Here is a 17,576-nt window from a genome sequence, read left to right as displayed (position 1 = left end):
ATTCTCCCAACGTAGGGGAACGGGCATGGGGTGTCGATCAATAGCTCGCGCAACAGAACGCAGCGCGGCCCCCAACCCTGAAGGTCGTTCCGCATGGCGAAATGGCTGCTTGCTGTCGGTATGTTTCTGCCGGTTTTCAGCGCACAGGCTACACAGGATCCCGAGGTGTTGTACAACCGCACGTGTGCGGCCTGTCACGCCGGGCAGTTGCCACAGGCGCCCAGGCAGGGCGACCGGGTAGCGTGGGAGCCAAGGCTGGCGCAGGGCATGGAGGTACTGGTAAGGCACGTGACCCAGGGTTTCAAGGCTATGCCGCCGCGTGGATTGTGCATGGACTGCAGTGCCGAGGACTACCGTTTGGTCATCCTTTGGATGAGTGGCAGTCCCGATACATAACATTTCACCCTTAGCCGTGTTGGATTAGCTGATGAACAAACTAGTCGTGAGTCTGCTGTTGACCCTGGGTGTCGCAGGTGCGGCCACTGCTGCACAACCTGTCATGGGCGATGCTGCCGCGGGCCAGGCCAAGACCGCCGTCTGTGGCGCCTGCCACAACCCCGACGGCAATAGCCTGGCACCGAACTTCCCGAAACTGGCTGGCCAAGGCCAGCGCTACCTCGAAAAACAACTGCACGATATCAAGTCCGGCAAGCGTACCGTGCTGGAGATGACCGGCATGCTGGCCGCTTTCAGCGACCAGGACCTCGCCGATATCGCTGCGTACTTCGCCAGCCAGAAAGGCAGCGTGGGGGCTGCTGACCCGGCGCTGGTCGAACGCGGCCGCGCACTGTTCAATGGCGGTGACCTCGACAAGGGCATGCCTGCCTGTACCGGCTGCCACTCCCCCAACGGCGCCGGTATTGCGCTTGCCGGCTTCCCGCACCTGAGCGGCCAGCACGCGCAGTACGTGAGCAAGCAGCTCACCGACTTCCGCGAAGGCAACCGCACCAACGACGGCGATGCCATGACCATGCGCACCATCGCCGGCAAGCTGAGCAACCATGATATCGAAGCCCTGGCCAGCTATATCCAGGGCCTGCATTAACATTCGGTTAATGTTGCCAGCCAATGATGAAAGGGCGGTGCGGCCGCCCTTTTTTTTGCCCGCAGCCGTTACACTACAGAACTTGAGCCCTTCCCGGCCTGTCTCAGTGCAGGTCGCGTCGCGGCGACCCATGACTGCTCAGGAGTAAAGCATGCGTAAACTGATTCTCAGCGCTGCGCTGGTCGCTGCCAGCGTATTCGGTATGACTGCCGTCCAGGCCGCAGAGCCTGTTGCCGGCAAGGAATATTTGGTGCTGAGCAACCCTGTTCCGGTTTCCGTCCCTGGCAAGATCGAAGTGGTCGAGCTGTTCTGGTATGGCTGCCCGCACTGCTATAGCTTCGAGCCGGTGATCAACCCTTGGGTGGAAAAATTGCCCAAGGATGTCAACTTCAAGCGTATCCCCGCCATGTTCGGCGGCCCGTGGGATGCCCATGGCCAGATGTTCCTCACCCTCGAAGCCATGGGTGTCGAGCATAAAGTGCATGCTGCCGTCTTCGATGCTATCCAGAACCAGCGCAAGCGCCTGACCGATCCACAGGACATGGCGGACTTCCTGGCGACCCAAGGCGTGGACAAGGACAAGTTCCTGGCCACCTATAACTCGTTCGCGATCAAAGGCCAGGTCAACCAGGCCAAAGAGCTGGCGAAGAAGTACGAAATCACCGGCGTACCGAGCATGATCGTCAACGGCAAGTATCGCTTCGACCTGGGTACCGCCGGCGGTGCCGAGGCCGTACTGAACGTTGCCGACCAGCTGATCGACAAGGAGCGCGCCGCCAAGTAGGCGGCGCTACCATGCCCCGCTTCCGGTCCACGCGTGGCATTGGCCTGCACCAGCCGCAGGTCAACGAGCATCACCTGCAGGCCCCTGGCCTGCCCGAGGATGGTCGCCTGCGGCTGCTCAGCTTCAACATTCAGGTGGGCATCAGCACCGAACGCTACCGGCACTACCTGACCCGCAGTTGGCAACATCTGCTGCCACACACCGGGCGGGCCGGTAACCTGCAGAAGATTGGCCAACTGCTCAGCGACTTCGACCTGGTGGCTTTGCAGGAAGCCGACGGCGGTAGCATGCGTTCGGGCTACATCAACCAGGTCGAGCACCTGGCCCAGTTGGGCGCTTTCCCCTACTGGTACCAGCAACTCAATCGCAACCTTGGCCGCTTTGCCCAGCATAGCAACGGCGTGCTAAGCCGCTTGAAACCGCACCAGCTCGAAGACCATCCGCTGCCCGGCCCCGCCGGGCGGGGTGCCATTCTGGTGCGCTTCGGCGAGGGTGAGGATGCGCTGATCGTGGTCATGATGCACTTGGCATTGGGTGCCAAGACCCGGGCCCTGCAGCTTGCCTATATCCGCGAGCTGATTGGCGGTTATCGTCACCAGGTGTTGATGGGTGACATGAACACCCATGCCACGGACCTGCTCGAGCATTCGCCGTTGCGCGACCTTGGCCTGATTGCCCCGCAGGTGGAGGCCACGTTCCCCAGCTGGCGCCCCCAGCGTTGCCTGGACCACATTCTGCTCAGCCCCAGCCTTACGCTGGAGCGCGTGGAGGTGCTGGCCCAACCGATCTCCGACCACCTTCCGGTCGCTGTCGAGATCCGATTGCCTGATGCATTGACTGTGGATACGCTGCCGGCCTTGAGCTGAATCAACTGAAGCTGTGCATGCCCTAAAGTGCCCGGGGTGTGCGCCGACAGTGTGTATCAGACAGCCCCAGTTGTATCACCCGTGCGGACACAGGCATGACCGAAGAAGCCGAGCGCTGGAAAGAAAAATACCTAAAGAGCATCGAGCAGCAGGAGAAGCTCGAGCGGCGTTGGGAGGCTCGCCTCGACTTGCTGCGCCGTGGCCTGGTGCGCAGTACCCTGGCCGCTGAAGGCAGCGACAAGATCGTGGACCAGTGCATGAAGGAAATGCGCGAGGTGATCCGTGGTGACAATATGGACGCCGGGCTGGCCGGGCTCATACCGCGGCTGGAGAAGGCGGTGCTGGACTCTGAGCAGCGCCGCGAAACCCGCATGAACCAGGTGGGTGATGCACTGACCTCGCTGGTAGGGCAACTGCAAGGCCTGCCCCTTTCCAGCGATGTGTCCCGGCCTTTGAAAAAGCTGGCTAAACGCCTGGAGGCAGGGGTGAGCCAATCGCGTGATCTGCCGCCGCTGTTGGGCGAGTTGAGCGGCTTGCAGGAGCGTGCGCTTTCGGCGTTGGGCAAGTCGGCTGGTGAGCCGCGTGGGGGGTTCCTGCAGCGCCTGTTCAAGGGTCGTGAGGACGAGGTGCCTGCGGCCCCGGTGCCTGAGGCTGATCCAGCCCCAGCCCCAGCCCCAGCACCCGCACCGGAAGCGCCAGCGTCACCAGCGCCGCTCATCGAGCCGCCATCGGCGCTTGCCCAGGCCCCGGCGGCGCACAGCATCGATGCATTCGATGCACCGCATGCCCCTGAGGTCGATTCTGCTGCCGAGCCCGCAGTACAACCTGCCAACGACCCGTTGCCAGAAGCTCACGTAGCCGCCACCCCACCGCCAACCGTCCCAACGCCCGAGCACCTTCCGCCGGATAGCCGGGAAGCCGCCGATGAGGCCTACGCCCTGCCCTACGCGGTAGAACCGCCCTACAGCCAGGTGGCCGCGCACATCCAGCAGACCCTGATCGGCCTGCTGGATGACCTCAGCCTGCCGGAGCGGCACAAGGCTCAGGCGCAGGCCATGCGCGACCGGGTTGCGCGTGGGCTTAACTGGTACGAGCTGATACCGGTGCTCGATGACCTTGCCGTTCTGTTGCTGGCCATCACCGACAGCGGCCAGCACGAATTCGAAACCTACCTGCAACTGCTCAACGAGCGCCTGGAAGGTTTTCACGACTATTTGCACCAGGCCAGCGCCGGCCATGCCGACAACAGCAGCGCAGCGCGGGAGCTGGATACCCAGTTGCGTGAGCATGTGGACGGCCTGCAGAGCGATGTCCAGTGCGCCGCCGATGTGGTGAGCCTCAAGCAGGCGCTGGACGGCCGGCTCGAAAGCCTGCTGGTTACCATGGACCAGCACAAGCATGAACGCGACCGCCGCGAGCAGGAGCTGGCCGGCCGCCTGCACGGGTTGTCCGAGCGGGTGGCCAGCATGGAGCAGGAAGCCCTTGGCTATCGCGAGCACCTGGAAGAACAGCGCCAGAAGGCCCTGCTGGACCCGCTCACCGGCCTGCCCAACCGCGCCGCGTGGAGCGAGCAGCTCGATGCCGAGGTGCAGGCGTGGCAGGCGCAAGGTGGTCACCTCGCCATGGCCATTCTCGACCTGGATCATTTCAAGCGGATCAACGACAGCTATGGGCACCTGGCCGGTGACAAGGTGTTGAAGATCGTTGCCGATCAATTGCGCAAGCGCTTGCGCGGCCGGCATTTCATTGCCCGCTTCGGCGGTGAGGAATTTGTCCTGCTGCTGCCGCAGACCACACCCGCGCAGGCACTGGAGGTCACCGAGGCCATGCGCGCGGCCGTGCAGGCCTGCCCGTTCCATTTCAAGGGGGAGCGGGTAGTCATTACCACCTCCATCGGCCTGAGTGCGTTCCGGGCCGGCGAGCACGGCGACCAAGTGCTCAAGCGTGCCGATGCAGCGCTCTACCGGGCCAAGGAACAGGGGCGAAACCGCATCGAGCAAGGCTGATCAGCGGCTCCTAGACCCGCGAGCGCGCCGTCATGGAGCACGTTATACTGTAGCGCTCATTTGCTGAGGCCACCGATGTGCTTTCCACGCTGAAAACAACGCTGATCACTTTGCTGCTGTTCACCCTGGCCGGATGCTCGACGGGCCTGCGTATCGACCGCAGCCACCCCTCGGCCAACCAGGACAACCGTATCCAGTTCGTGGTGCTGCATTACACCAATGCATCGCTGGAACGCTCATTGGCGTTGCTCACCCATGGCGAGGTCAGCAGCCACTACCTGATCGGCGACGGGCCGGGTACGGTCTATCAACTGGTAGACGAAAACCGCCGCGCCTGGCACGCAGGCGACAGCCAATGGCAGGGCCGTACCTGGCTGAACTCATCCTCGATCGGGATCGAAATCGTCAACCCGGGCTTCACGGACACGCCCGCAGGCCGGGTGTGGCACCCTTACAGCGAAGCGCAGATCCAGTCACTGATCGCGCTGTTGAAGGACATCGTCAAGCGCAACAACATCGAGCCAAGGCACATCATCGGCCATAGCGACATCGCCCCGTTGCGTAAGCTCGACCCAGGCCCGATGTTCCCGTGGAAGCGCCTGGCCGACGAGGGCCTGGGCATTTGGCCCGATGCAAACGCGGTGGCACGCCAGCAGGCCTATTTCGACGTCAACCCGCCTGGTGTCGGCTGGTACCAGCAGGAACTGGCGCGCTTTGGTTACGCCATCGAGCAGACCGGTGTGTTGGATGTGGCCACCCGGCATGTGCTAGCGGCCTTCCAGATGCGGTTCCGGCCGCAGCGCTTCGACGGCCTGCCGGACGCCCAGACGGCGGCAATATTGCAAGTGTTGAACCGTACCCGCTAAGGTCGCCTGCCCAGGCGGCCATGCCGTGTTCGGGCGAAGCGCCAAACGGCGAAGGTAAATCCTGATCCAGTTGCTATACCTTGGTAATCAACTGGATGCCTTCGATGCCGGACACCACCGCTACGCTGCGCCAAATTTTCAACCATCCCTGGATGCTGGCCACGTTGGCAGCGTTGGCCAGTGCTGCCCTGCTGCTCACCGCCAGCATCGGTGTTGCCTTGCAACAGATGAAGCAGAGCGAAACCGAGCAGATGAACGCCCAGGGCGAGCGCTTTCTCGAACGCCTGGAGCAGGTGTTTGGCCAGTTGCGTGAAGGCGTCGATTTACTGCAGGCGCAACCCGTGCGCGGCTGCAGCCCAGCCATGCTGGCTACCCTGCAACGGGTTGGCCTGAGTTCACGGTTCATCTACGAAGCGGCTTACGTGGACGGCAATGCGGCCTGCTCCAACCGGGGAGACGAGCGTGCATTCGTACCGCTGCGTGCGCCGGACATCAAGGGCCCGGTCTACAGCTACTGGCTTAATACAACCACCGAGCCTGACGAAAACCTGGCGGCGTTGATGCTGGGCCGTGGCAAGTTTCTGGTGTCCACCTCGCGGGGGCACCTGACCGATGTGGTGGACTTGCCCCCGGGGGGCAGCCTGCTGGTGGTGCTGGACAACGGTGCGAGGGCGATACCCGTGCTTGGCCCGGCCCAGGTATGGCCGCCGCCGTCGGTGTGGTCCAGCAGCCACAAGACGCTGCTGGAGTTCAGTGATCGCCTGATCTATCGCATGCCGACCAAGTCGCCCGATTATCAGCTTGTACTGATCGCCCCACGCGCCAGCCTGCCGTTGAGAATGAACGGCACCTTGTGGTTGCTGTTCCCGGGCAGCGTGCTGGGGGCCTGTTGCATTGGCTGGCTGGTGCTGCAACTGATACAGCAACGCCGGTCGATGAGTTCAGAGCTGCAACATGCCCTGCGCCGTGGCCAGTTGCAGGTGCTGTACCAGCCCATCTTCCAGCTCGACACCCGGCGCTGTGTGGGGGCCGAGGCGTTGGTGCGCTGGCGCCGGCCTGATGGCACCCTTACCAGCCCCGACCTGTTCATACCGCTGGCCGAAAATACCGGCCAGATCCGCCAGATCACCGACTTCGTCTTGCAGCGCGTGCTGGAGCAACTGGGCGCGCTGCTGAGGTCGCACCCAAAGTTGTACATCTCGGTAAACCTGGCGGCGTGTGACGTCATGGTGCCGCGTATCGGCGAGGTGGCGGCGCGGCTGCTGGCGTTGCACCGGGTTAATGCGAGCCAGATCGCCTTCGAGGTCACCGAGCGCGGCCTTATCGACGTGGTAGTGGCACGCGACAACTTGCAGACGCTACGTGCGGAGGGGCACCAGGTGCTGATCGACGACTTCGGCACTGGCTACTGCAGCCTGGCGTACCTTCAAACCCTGCCGGTTGATTGCCTGAAGATCGACAAGGCATTCATTGGTGCCCTCGGGCACGATGCCGCCAGCAGTGGGGTTGCGCCGCACATTATCCGCATGGCCCATGACCTTCACTTGCGAGTGATCGCCGAAGGTATCGAGCGCGAAGACCAGGCAGTGCTGCTGCTCAGTGAAGGGGTGAACTACGGCCAAGGCTGGTTGTTCGCCAAGGCCCTCACTGCCCGGCAGTTCGCCGAGCTGGTAACGCGGGGGAAGCTGCCGCATGGGCGGCAGCGTTAACCCTGTGGATTACACCGGCAAGGCCATATAGAACTGCGTGCCCTGCCCTGGCCGGGAAAACACGCCCATGCGCCCCCCGTGCAATTGCACGATCTCCTTGCACAGCGCCAGGCCCAGGCCGGCGCCGCCTTTCTTGCGCCCCACCTGCACGAAGGGTTCGAAGATGCGGCCCTGCTGCCCGTAGGCGATCCCTTCGCCATTATCCTCGACACTGACGATGACCCGCTCGGCATGCCGGCGGGCGTGCAGGCGGATACGCCCGCCCTGCGGGGTATGGCGGATGGCGTTGTGCAGCAAGTTGTCCAGCACCCGGTCGAGTTGGGCGAGGTCGGCCTGTATACGCGGCAGCGGGGGCTCCAGGGCCAGCACCAGTTCGATGTCTTTCTGCCCCGCCTGTTCGGCGAAGCGCGCCTGGGCACGCTCCAGCAGTTCGTCGACGGCGCAGGGCGCAAGCTCCAGCTTTTGCAAGCCGCTCTGGTAGCGGCTAAAGTTGAGCAGGTCGTTGATCAGCTGGGTCAGGCGCTGCATTTCTTCGCCGATGGTGTCCAGCAGGTCGTTCTCGCGGGCTTCGGGAGCAAACGACACCCGCTCGCGCAGTAGGCCGAAGGCCATGTGCATGCCGGTGACCGGGGTGCGTAGCTCATGGGAGGCGCGCAGCACGAACTCGCTGCGAACCCGCTCGAAGGCGCGCTGCTCGGTAACATCGTGCAGCACCATCACCGCGCCCAGAATAGGCCCTTGCGGGTGGCTGACGGGGGTGAGGCTGTAGGTGAGCAGGCGTGCCTCCTCGTCCACCTCCATGTTCAGGTCGTCGGGTGGCCGGTCCAGGCTGCCGCCGCGCAGTACCTGGCGCAACTGTTGCTCCAGCTCCGGGCGTTGCAGGGCTTCGGCCAGGCTGCTGCCGACCCGGCTGTCGGTCCAGCCCAGCTGGCGCTGGGCGACGGGGTTGAGGTGTTCCAGCAGGCCTTGCCGGTCGATGATCAGCAGCCCGTCGTCGATGCTGTCGAGCACGGCCTGCAGGCGTTGCTGGCCTGCCAGCAACTCGTCCACATTGGTCGCCTGGTGTTTGCGCAGGGCATCGGCCATCAGCCCGAACCGGCGGGTGAGCTGGTTGAGCTCGCTGGCCTGGGTTACCGGCAGCGTGACATCGAAATTGCCTTTGCCCAGCTGGTCTGCTGCCTTGGCCAGGGCCTCGATGGGCTGGCCAAAGCGCCGGGCAATGTTGTGTGCGGTGATGAAGCCCAGCACCAGCACCACCAGGCCCATCAGGCCGAGGGTGCCACTGACCAGGAGCGCCCGGTCGCGGGATTGCTCTTCACTGCGGCTGATGTATTGCAAGGCCTGCTTGTGGGCGTCGATGAGGTCGGTGCGGACCTGGTTGAAGGCAGCGCCCAACGGTTGGTCTACGCCCATGCTGCGCGAAGGCGTAGCGCTTTCGCGGTAGGCCTTGAGGAAGTCCTGATAATGCGCGCTGGCTTTGATGAAGCCTTCGCGCTCGCTGCCCTGGGCTACCCCTTGGCCGAGTAGCTGCTGGAAGTCTTCCTGAAGTACCTGAAGGTTCTCAGTGGCAGGCGTTTCATCGAGGATCTGAATCAACTGGTTACCCAGGTTCTGGCGCAGCTTGAGGCCTACCTCCAGCGAGTGGGTGGTGTCGCGCACCAGTTGCTGCTGCACCGAGGCCATCTGCAGCACACTGACCAGCCCCAGCAGCAACCCAAGCAACGCCACGGTGACCAGCGCCGATATGCTGAGGAACAGCCGCGTGCGCAGCTTCATGGTTGGCCATTTCACAGGTTGTACTGCTTGCGCTTGCGGTACAGGGTCGATGCATCGATGCCCAGGGTCTTGGCTGCCTGGTCGAGTGTATCGCTGGCCGCCAGCACGGCGCCGATGTGGGCGCGCTCAAGCTCGTCCAGGCTCAGGGCGGCCCCTACCCGCGGTGCATTGCCCGCAGGTTGCTCGCCCATGCCCAGGTGGCTGATTTCAACTTTTTCCTGTGGGCAGATGATGCTCGCCCGCTCCACCACGTTGCGCAATTCACGGATGTTGCCTGGCCAACGGTAGTTCAGCAGGGCCGCCCGTGCTTCGTCACTGAAGCCGCGGCCTGGGCGCGAATACTCCTTCACGAAGCGGGCCAGGAACCGATCTGCCAGGGTCAGGATGTCTTCGCTGCGCTCGCGCAGCGGCGGCAGGTGCAGGGTGATTACGTTGAGGCGGTACAGCAGGTCTTCTCGGAAACGCCCGTCCCGGACCATTTCTTCAAGGTTGAGGTTGGTGGCGGCGAGGATGCGCACGTCGGCGCGGCGGGTAACCGGGTCACCGACACGTTCGTATTCCTTGTCCTGGATAAAGCGCAACAGCTTGGGTTGCAGGGTCAGCGGGAAGTCGCCGATCTCGTCGAGGAACAGGGTGCCGCCGTCCGCCTGGCTGACCCGGCCCAGGGTGCTTTCGCTGGCACCGGTGAACGCACCGCGGGTGTGGCCGAACAACTCGCTTTCCATCAGCTCGGCGTTCAGCGATGGGCAGTTGATGGTGACGCAGGCCTTGCGGGCACGTTTGCTCCAGCCGTGGATGGCGCGGGCCAGCTCGCCTTTACCGGTACCCGACTCACCGAGGATCAGGATGTTGGCATCGGTGGTAGCCACCTGCCGGGCAGTTTCGAGTACCACCATCATGGCCGGGCTGTGCGAGTCCAGGCCGTCCTTGGGCTTGCGCACCTCGCCTTCGAGGGCTTCCAGACGTGCCGAGAGCTGTCGCACCTCCAATTGCTTGGCGGTGGCCAGGCGCAGTTGGTCCGGGCTGCAGGGTTTGACCAGGTAGTCGGCAGCGCCGGCCTGGATCGCATCTACTGCCGTGTCGATGGCGGAATGTGCGGTCACGATGACCACGCGCATCCACGGGGCCTGGATGCGCATCTGTGCCAGCACGTCCAGGCCATTGTCTTCACCCAGCCGCAAGTCGAGGAAGCACAGGTCGAACACCTGGCGTTGCAACAGGGTATCTGCCTGGGATGCGCTGTTGGCGGTGGCGACACTGTAGCCCTCGTCCTCCAGGCAATAACGGAACGTGCGCAGGATCGCGGACTCGTCATCCACCAGCAGAATCCGGCCTTGTTTGTCCTGGGCTGATTCCATTACCTGCGCTCCTTAGGGAAATATCTTTGTTTAGTGTGGGAAAAATCGGGCAAGTTGCATGGTCAATTCTGAAGGATTCTGCCCTTTGCATGCTAGCAAATGGCCGAATGATGCCTGAAAGCCGCAATCTGCCGGTGATTTGCTTAGAGGCAGCGCTTGGCACATTGGTTGCGATGAATTACAGATTTTGCCTACAAAAAGGGAGAAAGCCATGCCATTTCCTTTCCGCGCCTTGGCGTTGGGTGTCAGCTTGCTGGCAATTGCGCACCCTGCAGCCGCTGACGCCGTGCACGATGCCCGCCTGCAGGGGGCGTTGCAAACTGCACTGTCGCTTAACCCGGTGCTGAACCCGTACCGCATCAAGGTGGAGGTGGACGGTGCTCAGGCGCAGCTGTCGGGTGAGGTGGAAAATGATGTCGAGCTGCGGTTGGCCGAGGACGTCGCCTTGGCCACCTCCGGCATCGACAAGGTGCAAAACCAGTTGCAGGTGAACGCGAGCCTGGTCGAACGCCCGCTTGAGCTGCGTGCCTACGCCCGGCGCGTGGAGGATGCCACCTTGGCAGCTGTGATCAGGGCGCGTTTGTCCTGGAGCCGCGTCACCGAAAAAGCGCCTATCGAGGTGAACAGCGACAACGGCGTGGTAACGCTGCGTGGCAGGGTGGACAGCACCGAGGCCAAGGAACTGGCGGGGGTAGTGGCGCGCACCACCGACGGTGTTTACCTGGTCAACAACCTGGTCAGCCTGGACACTGCAGCCATGGCCAAGGCCAGGAACGCACCGGTAGACCTGCCCAGCGGGCCGCAACCCAGTGATGGCTGGATCGTCGACAAGATCCAGAGCAGTTACCGCTTCAGCCGCAATCTGGATGGCCTCAACCTCAAGGTTGTAAGCGAGGAAGGGATGGTGCGCTTGTCGGGTGAGGTGGTCAGCCCTGAGCAAAAAACCATCGCCTCCGAGATCGCCCGGCAGATCATCGGCGTGCGTGGCGTGGATGCAGACATGCTCAAGGTCGCGACGAAGGTGGAAGGCTGATCGTGCATTTCGCACGGAGGTAAATCGGGCATCGTGCAGGATACGTCCCAGGGTTGATTGGTTCAATATTTTAAGTTGTTGATTTATAAGGAGTTTTTAATGATTTAAAAGCTGGCACGCAGGCTGCAATTACTTGTTCAGGTCTGGACAAAAATTACAGCAGGAGAGCCAGCATGAGCCGCCAACCCGTCAACCACTCGCAAGTCGCTGCACTGCCTCTGCGCCAAATTTTGTCGCTGGGGGTTGCGGTGGTGCTGACTTTGGCAGCCGGCCTCTTCTACTACAGCGTTCAAACAGCCCGCCTTGCGGATCAGGTGGCGGCGCAAACCGCCTTGCTGTCCCAGATCCAGTCGACGCGGGCCAGTAACCTGGTAAAGGCAGCAGAGCAGCTGCCTTCGCAAGGCAAAGCCGCTTCACCGGCCACCGTTGAACACGTCGTACCTCAGGATCGTTGGGTGTTCTGACCCACACTGCCGTCAAAAAGAAAGGAGAATCACCATGCTGAGCTGGGCTATCACTTTCCTCATCATCGCTATCGTCGCTGCAGTTCTGGGCTTTGGTGGCATCGCGGGCGCTGCTACAGGGATTGCCAAGATCCTGTTCATCGTCTTCCTGGTTCTGTTCGTCGCTTCCTTCTTCTTCGGACGTGGTCGACGGTAATGGGCAGCCTGTTGCGTAACGTTCTGGCTGGCGCTCTGCTGTTGAGCGCCACTGGCGCGGCGGTGGCGGCCAATGATGGCCAACTGCGTGTGAACCAGTTGCTGACCGACGCTAAATACAGGGAAGCCTGGCAAGACGCGCTCAAGGGCAAGGAAAACCCGCCGGAGTGGGTAGTTAACCTGTCTGGCAGCTCGTCTCAGCAGATGTCGGCCTTGACCGAAGATGGCGACAAGTACCTGGTCGGCCCGCTGTGCGAGTCAGACAACAACTGCACGTACAAGCGCCTGATCGTGGCGGTGAGCTGGGACAAGGATGATGCCTACGGCATGTTGGTGGAAGTGCCTGAGGGCCTGCCAAGCGACAAGTCGCCGACCCGTCACGCCAAGTACACCTGGTTTGGCAAGCCGGATGACGGCATGAAGGCGTTGCTGCAGGACCAGCTCAAGCGTGACCCGAACTGGTATTGAGTGTTTGCTGACGGTACGGGTAGAACGCCCTGCACTGTCACGAAATGGAAGCTGAACGGCCCTATAGTGTCAGCCTTCCATGATGCGCCGCTCCGAGGAGGAGCAGCACATGACCATGGGGCCGGGCTGTTCTGGCTGTTGCAGGGTCGGAGTGGCCTAGGGGTACAGGGAGTGCCTCCATTCAGTGGGCCGGGTCAGGAAAAGGCGGAATCGGAAGCGTCAGGCTGGGTGCCATGGAAAGGCTCATGGCAGGCCTGGCTTCCGAGGAGCCCGTTGCGGTGGCCTTGCACGTTTATTGTTTGAAGACACATTTTGTCTCAACCGCACATCAGTTTTTTTTCGCTCTGCCCTTCATTCATTCGGGTGGCATTTTTGCCATTCGGATTGTCGAACAAGTCGAATCTTCCTACCTTCCGCTACTGTCATTTCTGCCTTGATTTGGCGCTATGGCCTTGTTCGGTATCCCGAACGCGGGCCATCCAGGCTGATTGAAGCGCTTAATAACGCTAAAGTCCTTATGCGCTATCGGTATGGGCTATGCATTTCAGGCATTAGATTTCCCCTTTTCCCATCGCAATAGTTGCCGCCTTTTTCGCCGGCCAGGGCGCCCTCACGCCCGCCTGCGCTGTCCTTACAACACGTTGCCTTGCGGAAGGCGTTACCGCCGGAGTTTGCCGATGGCAGGGACTGCGGGTTTCCGTGAGGTGGCATGACCACTAGAACAAAGGGTAAAGACATGAAGAAGGCAAAACTGAGCCTCGCCTGGCAGATCGTCATCGGTCTGCTGCTGGGCGTTGCAGTCGGTGCGCTACTGAATCACTTCAGTGCGGAAAAGGCATGGTGGATCAGCAACGTCCTCCAGCCAGCTGGTGACATCTTCATTCGCCTGATCAAGATGATCGTCGTCCCGATCGTGATTTCGTCGTTGATCGTGGGTATCGCCGGGGTTGGCGATGCGAAAAAGCTGGGCAGTATCGGCCTCAAGACCATTCTCTATTTCGAAGTCGTCACCACCATTGCCATCGTCGTAGGCTTGGTGCTGGCCAACCTGTTCCACCCAGGTGCCGGTATCGACATGAGTACCTTGGGTACCGTGGACATTTCCAAGTACCAGGCAACCGCGGCTGAGGTACAGCATGAGCATGCCTTCATCGAAACGCTGCTCAACCTGATCCCGTCGAATATCTTTGCAGCGCTGATGCGTGGCGAAATGCTGCCGATCATCTTCTTCTCGGTGATGTTCGGCCTGGGCCTCTCCAGCCTGCAGGCAGAGCTGCGCGACCCGTTGGTACGCACCTTCCAGGCCGTTTCGGAAACCATGTTCAAGGTCACTCACATGATCATGAACTACGCCCCGATCGGTGTGTTTGCCCTGATTGCCGTGACCGTGGCCAACTTCGGCTTCAGCTCGCTGCTGCCGCTGGCCAAGCTGGTGCTGCTGGTGTACTTCGCCATCGCCTTCTTCGCCTTCATGGTGCTGGGCCTGGTGGCGCGGCTGTTTGGTTTCTCGGTGATCAAGATCATGCGCATCATGAAAGATGAGCTGATCCTGGCCTACTCCACCTCCAGCTCGGAAACCGTGCTGCCGCGGGTGATCGAGAAGATGGAGAAGTACGGCGCGCCGAAGTCGATCTGCTCGTTCGTGGTGCCAACCGGCTATTCCTTCAACCTCGATGGCTCGACCCTGTACCAGAGCATTGCGGCCATCTTCATCGCCCAGTTGTACGGTATCGACCTGTCGTGGAGCCAGCAGCTGCTGCTGGTGCTGACCCTGATGGTGACCTCCAAGGGTATTGCGGGCGTGCCGGGCGTGTCGTTCGTGGTGCTGCTGGCTACCCTGGGCAGCGTGGGCATCCCGCTGGAAGGCCTGGCCTTCATTGCCGGTGTCGACCGCATCATGGACATGGCCCGTACTGCGCTGAACGTGATCGGCAACGCCCTGGCGGCGCTGGTGATCTCCCGTTGGGAAGGCATGTACGATGCGGCCAAGGGCGAGCAGTACTACGCCTCGCTGGTTGCCGAAAAGCAGCAGGCTGCGGTGGTTGGCGAGCCCGTCAAGCGCTGAGCGTGACGGTTGCTTGAACAGAAGCCCCGACTTGTCGGGGCTTTTTGCTGTCTGTAAGGGCTGTAGGGTGCAGTTGGCCCTATAGCCGGCAAGCCGGCCCTACCAGGGGTGAAGCCGGTAGGGGCAACTTCCGCTATCATTCGGGCATTTTTCAGGGGGTACACGCGGATGCTCAACGGCCTTTGGCTCGGCTTTTTCCTGGTGGCAGCAGTGTCTGCCATGGCCCAATGGCTGGTAGGTGGCAACGCTGGCATCTTCGCGGCGATGGTCGAGAGTATCTTCGCCATGGCCAAACTGTCGGTCGAGGTGATGGTGTTGCTGTTCGGCACCCTCACCCTGTGGCTGGGCTTTCTGAAAATTGCCGAGCAGGCCGGTATCGTCGAGTGGCTGGCCAAGGTGCTGGGCCCGCTGTTCGCCCGGCTGATGCCTGAAGTACCCCCTGGGCACCCGGCGCTGGGGTTGATCACCATGAACTTCGCCGCCAACGGCCTGGGCCTGGACAACGCTGCCACACCCATCGGCCTGAAGGCGATGCGGGCCCTGCAAGCGCTGAACCCCAGCAGCACTACCGCAAGCAATGCACAGATTCTGTTCCTGGTACTGAACGCCTCTTCGCTCACCCTGTTGCCGGTAACCATCTTCATGTACCGGGCCCAGCAAGGGGCACCTGACCCGACCATGGTGTTCCTGCCCATTCTGCTGGCCACCAGCGTCTCGACCCTGGTGGGCCTGTTGTCCGTGGCGGTGATGCAGCGCCTTCGGCTGTGGGACCCGGTGGTGCTGGCCTATCTGATCCCCGGTGCCTTGCTGCTGGGCGGTTTCATGGCGTTTTTGGGCACCCTGTCGGCGGCTGCGCTGGCCAACCTGTCGTCCATACTGGGCAACCTCACCCTGTTCGGGGTCATCATGCTGTTTCTGGTCATCGGTGCGCTGAAGCGGGTGAAGGTGTACGAAGCCTTCGTCGAGGGCGCCAAGGAAGGCTTCGACGTGGCCAGGAACCTGCTGCCTTATCTGGTGGCAATGCTGGTGGCGGTTGGCGTGCTGCGCGCCTCGGGCGCCCTGGAGATCGCCCTGGACGGTATCCGCCACCTGGTGACTTGGCTGGGCCTGGATACGCGATTCGTCGATGGCTTGCCCACCGCGCTGGTCAAACCGTTCTCGGGGAGCGCGGCGCGGGCCATGCTGATCGAGACCATGCAGGCGCAGGGCGTGGACAGTTTCCCGGCGCTGGTGGCCGCGACCATTCAGGGCAGTACCGAAACCACCTTCTACGTGCTGGCGGTGTACTTTGGCGCGGTGGGTATCCAGCGCGTCCGGCATGCGGTCGGTTGCGCGTTGCTGGCCGAGTTTTCTGGCGTGGTGGCGGCGATCTTCGTCTGCTACTGGTTCTTCGCCTGAACCCAGGCCCCAGCCTGGGTGATGGTCCAGCCCACCACTTGCCCGGTCAGCTGGTCGCTGGCCTGGCCGAAGCCGGCGACGACGGCTGGCAATTGCGTGTCAGCCAGCGGCTGGTGCACCTCGAACCGCTTGCTGGCAAGGATGCGCTGGGTGCGCCCTTGCACCAGGCGCGCGTCATAGCGAACCACCACTTCCACAGCCCCGCCCGGGCGGTATTCGGTCTGGAAGGCCAGCAATTCACCCACCAGCTCGAAGTCGCCCTGCAGGTTGCTGTCGTCAGCGCTCAGGCGCTGCACGCGGCCGTCCCGCTGGAAGCCATCGAGCAGGCGGTTGCGTACCAGAATGGGGGCGGCATCAGCCCAACGTGCCCCTTTGTAGCTGCTGATTACATTCCCGTGGGGGACGACGGCAATTCGTGGCCCGGCGAGCGCCTCGCTGGCCAGGGGCTTGTTCAGGCGCAATGACCACTCCACCGCTGGCACCGCCCGGCTGGGCTGGTCGACTGGCAGGCGGTAGAGGTCGACAGGCTCGCTGTGCGGCAGGATCGAGCAGGCGCTGGCCAGGCTCATCGCCACGGCCGCGCCCAGCAGGCGCATTGTGGCGCTCATGGCTGAAACTCCTTGTGGTTGTCGCGGCCCAGCAGGTAGCCGCTGGGGTCGGCTTCCAGCTGCCGGGAAATGCCCTTGAGCGCATTCAGCGTCTCACGCAGTTCACGAATGGCCGGCGTCAGCTGGTCGAGGCCTTGGGCGCCGTTGTCGAGCGCTTCGCGGTTGTCCTGCAGCAGGCGGTTGATGGTGGCCGTGCTCTGGGCCAGCGACTGCATGGCCTGCTCGGCGCTGCCGATGGCCTGGCGCCCTTCACTGTTGAGCAGGCCATTGGCGTTACGCATAAGCGCCTGGGTTTCGGCCAGGGTGGCGCTGGCTTGTTTGCCCGCCTGTACCAGCTGCTCGATGGCCTGTGTGATGCTGCCGTGCTGCCCGGCCAATGCGCCTGTGGTCTTGTCGAGGTTGGCCAGGGTGTTGCCAAAATGGCCGATGTTGTCCTCGGAGAACATCTGGTTGGCATTGTGCAGCAGCAGGTTGATGTTGGTGACCAGGTCGCTACCATCGGTGAGCAGCCGTGCAATGGGCGACGGCGAGGCGATGATCACCGGCAGCTGGCCGTCCCTTCCCTTCAGCTCCGGACTCTGGGGCGTGCCACCGCTCAGCTGGATGAACGAGTTACCGGTTACCCCGGCCAGGGTCAGCTTGGCCTGGGTGTCTTCCTTCACGGGGGTGTCGGCACTCAGGCGTACGCGCGCCAGGACCCTGCGAGGGTCTTTCGGGTCCAGGCGCAGGCTGGACACATCGCCCACCTTGATGCCGTTGTACTGCACGGCGCTGCCCCGGGACAGCCCGGACACGGCTTCGTTGAACACGACCTCGTAGTCCTTGAAAGCATCGTCCACGCTGGATTTGGCCAGCCATAGGCCGAACAGCATGGCGCCGGCCACCACCAGGACGGTGACCAGGCCGATGAGAACGTGATGGGCTCGGGTTTCCAT

At 62.5% G+C, this 17,576-nt stretch carries 17 protein-coding genes; 13 read left to right on the top strand and 4 right to left on the bottom strand.

Features of this window, described 5'->3' with window-relative positions:
* The first annotated feature begins 93 nt into the window (after positions 1–93).
* The 7 genes from IAE38_RS11715 to IAE38_RS11685 all read left to right on the top strand — a co-directional run bounded on the left by IAE38_RS11715 (position 94) and on the right by IAE38_RS11685 (position 7,276).
* Positions 94–396 carry a c-type cytochrome gene (locus tag IAE38_RS11715; RefSeq protein WP_201163406.1) on the top strand — a complete coding sequence of 101 codons (303 nt, stop codon included), beginning with the start codon at positions 94–96 and terminating at the stop codon, positions 394–396.
* A gap of 31 nt (positions 397–427) precedes the next feature.
* Complete coding sequence (locus IAE38_RS11710; protein ID WP_028633120.1) at positions 428–1,045, top strand: c-type cytochrome; 618 nt, start codon at positions 428–430, stop codon at positions 1,043–1,045.
* Between the two features lie 151 nt (positions 1,046–1,196).
* Positions 1,197–1,829 (top strand): thiol:disulfide interchange protein DsbA, encoded by a 633-nt coding sequence (gene dsbA, locus IAE38_RS11705; protein ID WP_201217680.1) that lies wholly within the window; start codon positions 1,197–1,199, stop codon positions 1,827–1,829.
* An 11-nt stretch (positions 1,830–1,840) separates the two neighbouring features.
* Entirely contained in the window at positions 1,841–2,695 is an 855-nt protein-coding gene (locus tag IAE38_RS11700; protein WP_201163404.1) for an endonuclease/exonuclease/phosphatase family protein, read from the top strand.
* 95 nt (positions 2,696–2,790) lie between these two features.
* Positions 2,791–4,701, top strand: a complete 1,911-nt coding sequence (locus IAE38_RS11695) for a GGDEF domain-containing protein (protein WP_201217678.1) — start codon at positions 2,791–2,793, stop codon at positions 4,699–4,701.
* A gap of 77 nt (positions 4,702–4,778) precedes the next feature.
* Positions 4,779–5,567: an N-acetylmuramoyl-L-alanine amidase gene (locus IAE38_RS11690; protein ID WP_201217676.1), complete on the top strand. Its 789-nt coding sequence runs from the start codon at positions 4,779–4,781 to the stop codon at positions 5,565–5,567.
* Positions 5,568–5,671: 104 nt separating this feature from the next.
* A complete protein-coding gene (locus IAE38_RS11685) occupies positions 5,672–7,276 on the top strand; it encodes an EAL domain-containing protein (RefSeq protein ID WP_442968284.1) in 1,605 nt (534 codons plus the stop codon).
* Between the two features lie 9 nt (positions 7,277–7,285).
* On the opposite strand, the gene IAE38_RS11680 is transcribed toward IAE38_RS11685, so the two are convergent.
* Positions 7,286–9,052, bottom strand: coding sequence for a KinB sensor domain-containing domain (locus IAE38_RS11680; RefSeq protein ID WP_201163447.1), 1,767 nt, complete (start codon positions 9,050–9,052; stop codon positions 7,286–7,288).
* An 11-nt stretch (positions 9,053–9,063) separates the two neighbouring features.
* Complete coding sequence (gene algB, locus IAE38_RS11675; RefSeq protein ID WP_028633113.1) at positions 9,064–10,410, bottom strand: sigma-54-dependent response regulator transcription factor AlgB; 1,347 nt, start codon at positions 10,408–10,410, stop codon at positions 9,064–9,066.
* A 211-nt stretch (positions 10,411–10,621) separates the two neighbouring features.
* Here algB and IAE38_RS11670 point away from each other — a divergent pair, with 211 nt between their 5' ends.
* The 6 genes from IAE38_RS11670 to IAE38_RS11645 all read left to right on the top strand — a co-directional run bounded on the left by IAE38_RS11670 (position 10,622) and on the right by IAE38_RS11645 (position 16,033).
* On the top strand, positions 10,622–11,443 hold the full coding sequence (locus IAE38_RS11670; RefSeq protein ID WP_201217673.1) for a BON domain-containing protein: 822 nt from the start codon (positions 10,622–10,624) through the stop codon (positions 11,441–11,443).
* A 173-nt stretch (positions 11,444–11,616) separates the two neighbouring features.
* Positions 11,617–11,907 carry a hypothetical protein gene (locus tag IAE38_RS11665; protein WP_028633111.1) on the top strand — a complete coding sequence of 97 codons (291 nt, stop codon included), beginning with the start codon at positions 11,617–11,619 and terminating at the stop codon, positions 11,905–11,907.
* A gap of 34 nt (positions 11,908–11,941) precedes the next feature.
* Positions 11,942–12,103 (top strand): DUF1328 domain-containing protein, encoded by a 162-nt coding sequence (locus IAE38_RS11660; protein WP_023532363.1) that lies wholly within the window; start codon positions 11,942–11,944, stop codon positions 12,101–12,103.
* Entirely contained in the window at positions 12,103–12,570 is a 468-nt protein-coding gene (locus IAE38_RS11655; RefSeq protein WP_201217672.1) for an inhibitor of vertebrate lysozyme family protein, read from the top strand. Before IAE38_RS11660 ends, IAE38_RS11655 begins: the two co-directional genes overlap by 1 nt.
* A 736-nt stretch (positions 12,571–13,306) precedes the next feature.
* Positions 13,307–14,635 (top strand): glutamate/aspartate:proton symporter GltP, encoded by a 1,329-nt coding sequence (gltP, locus tag IAE38_RS11650; protein WP_060482619.1) that lies wholly within the window; start codon positions 13,307–13,309, stop codon positions 14,633–14,635.
* 168 nt (positions 14,636–14,803) lie between these two features.
* On the top strand, positions 14,804–16,033 hold the full coding sequence (locus IAE38_RS11645) for a nucleoside recognition domain-containing protein (RefSeq protein ID WP_201163397.1): 1,230 nt from the start codon (positions 14,804–14,806) through the stop codon (positions 16,031–16,033).
* Here IAE38_RS11645 and IAE38_RS11640 read toward each other — a convergent pair.
* Both IAE38_RS11640 and IAE38_RS11635 read right to left on the bottom strand, forming a co-directional pair.
* Positions 16,015–16,641: an ABC-type transport auxiliary lipoprotein family protein gene (locus tag IAE38_RS11640; protein ID WP_201217670.1), complete on the bottom strand. Its 627-nt coding sequence runs from the start codon at positions 16,639–16,641 to the stop codon at positions 16,015–16,017. The genes IAE38_RS11645 and IAE38_RS11640 overlap by 19 nt on opposite strands.
* Entirely contained in the window at positions 16,638–17,576 is a 939-nt protein-coding gene (locus tag IAE38_RS11635; RefSeq protein ID WP_060482622.1) for an MlaD family protein, read from the bottom strand. Before IAE38_RS11635 ends, IAE38_RS11640 begins: the two co-directional genes overlap by 4 nt.

It is taken from the genome of Pseudomonas sp. S32, from assembly GCF_016648095.1.
Classification (GTDB): domain Bacteria; phylum Pseudomonadota; class Gammaproteobacteria; order Pseudomonadales; family Pseudomonadaceae; genus Aquipseudomonas; species Aquipseudomonas parafulva.
The sequence above is the reverse complement of the archived record's forward strand: the minus strand, read 5'-3'. Positions and strand labels throughout refer to the sequence as shown.

What these genes read in the sequence shown, in the direction of transcription:
- IAE38_RS11670 (WP_201217673.1), top strand. Translation starts at nt 10,622, where the DNA reads ATGCCATTTCCTTTCCGCGCCTTGGCGTTGGGTGTCAGCTTGCTGGCA.
- IAE38_RS11645 (WP_201163397.1), top strand. Translation starts at nt 14,804, where the DNA reads ATGCTCAACGGCCTTTGGCTCGGCTTTTTCCTGGTGGCAGCAGTGTCT.
- algB (WP_028633113.1), bottom strand. Translation starts at nt 10,410, where the DNA reads ATGGAATCAGCCCAGGACAAACAAGGCCGGATTCTGCTGGTGGATGAC.
- IAE38_RS11700 (WP_201163404.1), top strand. Translation starts at nt 1,841, where the DNA reads ATGCCCCGCTTCCGGTCCACGCGTGGCATTGGCCTGCACCAGCCGCAG.
- gltP (WP_060482619.1), top strand. Translation starts at nt 13,307, where the DNA reads ATGAAGAAGGCAAAACTGAGCCTCGCCTGGCAGATCGTCATCGGTCTG.
- IAE38_RS11635 (WP_060482622.1), bottom strand. Translation starts at nt 17,576, where the DNA reads ATGGAAACCCGAGCCCATCACGTTCTCATCGGCCTGGTCACCGTCCTG.
- IAE38_RS11665 (WP_028633111.1), top strand. Translation starts at nt 11,617, where the DNA reads ATGAGCCGCCAACCCGTCAACCACTCGCAAGTCGCTGCACTGCCTCTG.
- IAE38_RS11685 (WP_442968284.1), top strand. Translation starts at nt 5,672, where the DNA reads ATGCCGGACACCACCGCTACGCTGCGCCAAATTTTCAACCATCCCTGG.
- IAE38_RS11715 (WP_201163406.1), top strand. Translation starts at nt 94, where the DNA reads ATGGCGAAATGGCTGCTTGCTGTCGGTATGTTTCTGCCGGTTTTCAGC.
- IAE38_RS11710 (WP_028633120.1), top strand. Translation starts at nt 428, where the DNA reads ATGAACAAACTAGTCGTGAGTCTGCTGTTGACCCTGGGTGTCGCAGGT.
- IAE38_RS11695 (WP_201217678.1), top strand. Translation starts at nt 2,791, where the DNA reads ATGACCGAAGAAGCCGAGCGCTGGAAAGAAAAATACCTAAAGAGCATC.
- IAE38_RS11640 (WP_201217670.1), bottom strand. Translation starts at nt 16,641, where the DNA reads ATGAGCGCCACAATGCGCCTGCTGGGCGCGGCCGTGGCGATGAGCCTG.
- IAE38_RS11660 (WP_023532363.1), top strand. Translation starts at nt 11,942, where the DNA reads ATGCTGAGCTGGGCTATCACTTTCCTCATCATCGCTATCGTCGCTGCA.
- IAE38_RS11655 (WP_201217672.1), top strand. Translation starts at nt 12,103, where the DNA reads ATGGGCAGCCTGTTGCGTAACGTTCTGGCTGGCGCTCTGCTGTTGAGC.
- IAE38_RS11680 (WP_201163447.1), bottom strand. Translation starts at nt 9,052, where the DNA reads ATGAAGCTGCGCACGCGGCTGTTCCTCAGCATATCGGCGCTGGTCACC.
- dsbA (WP_201217680.1), top strand. Translation starts at nt 1,197, where the DNA reads ATGCGTAAACTGATTCTCAGCGCTGCGCTGGTCGCTGCCAGCGTATTC.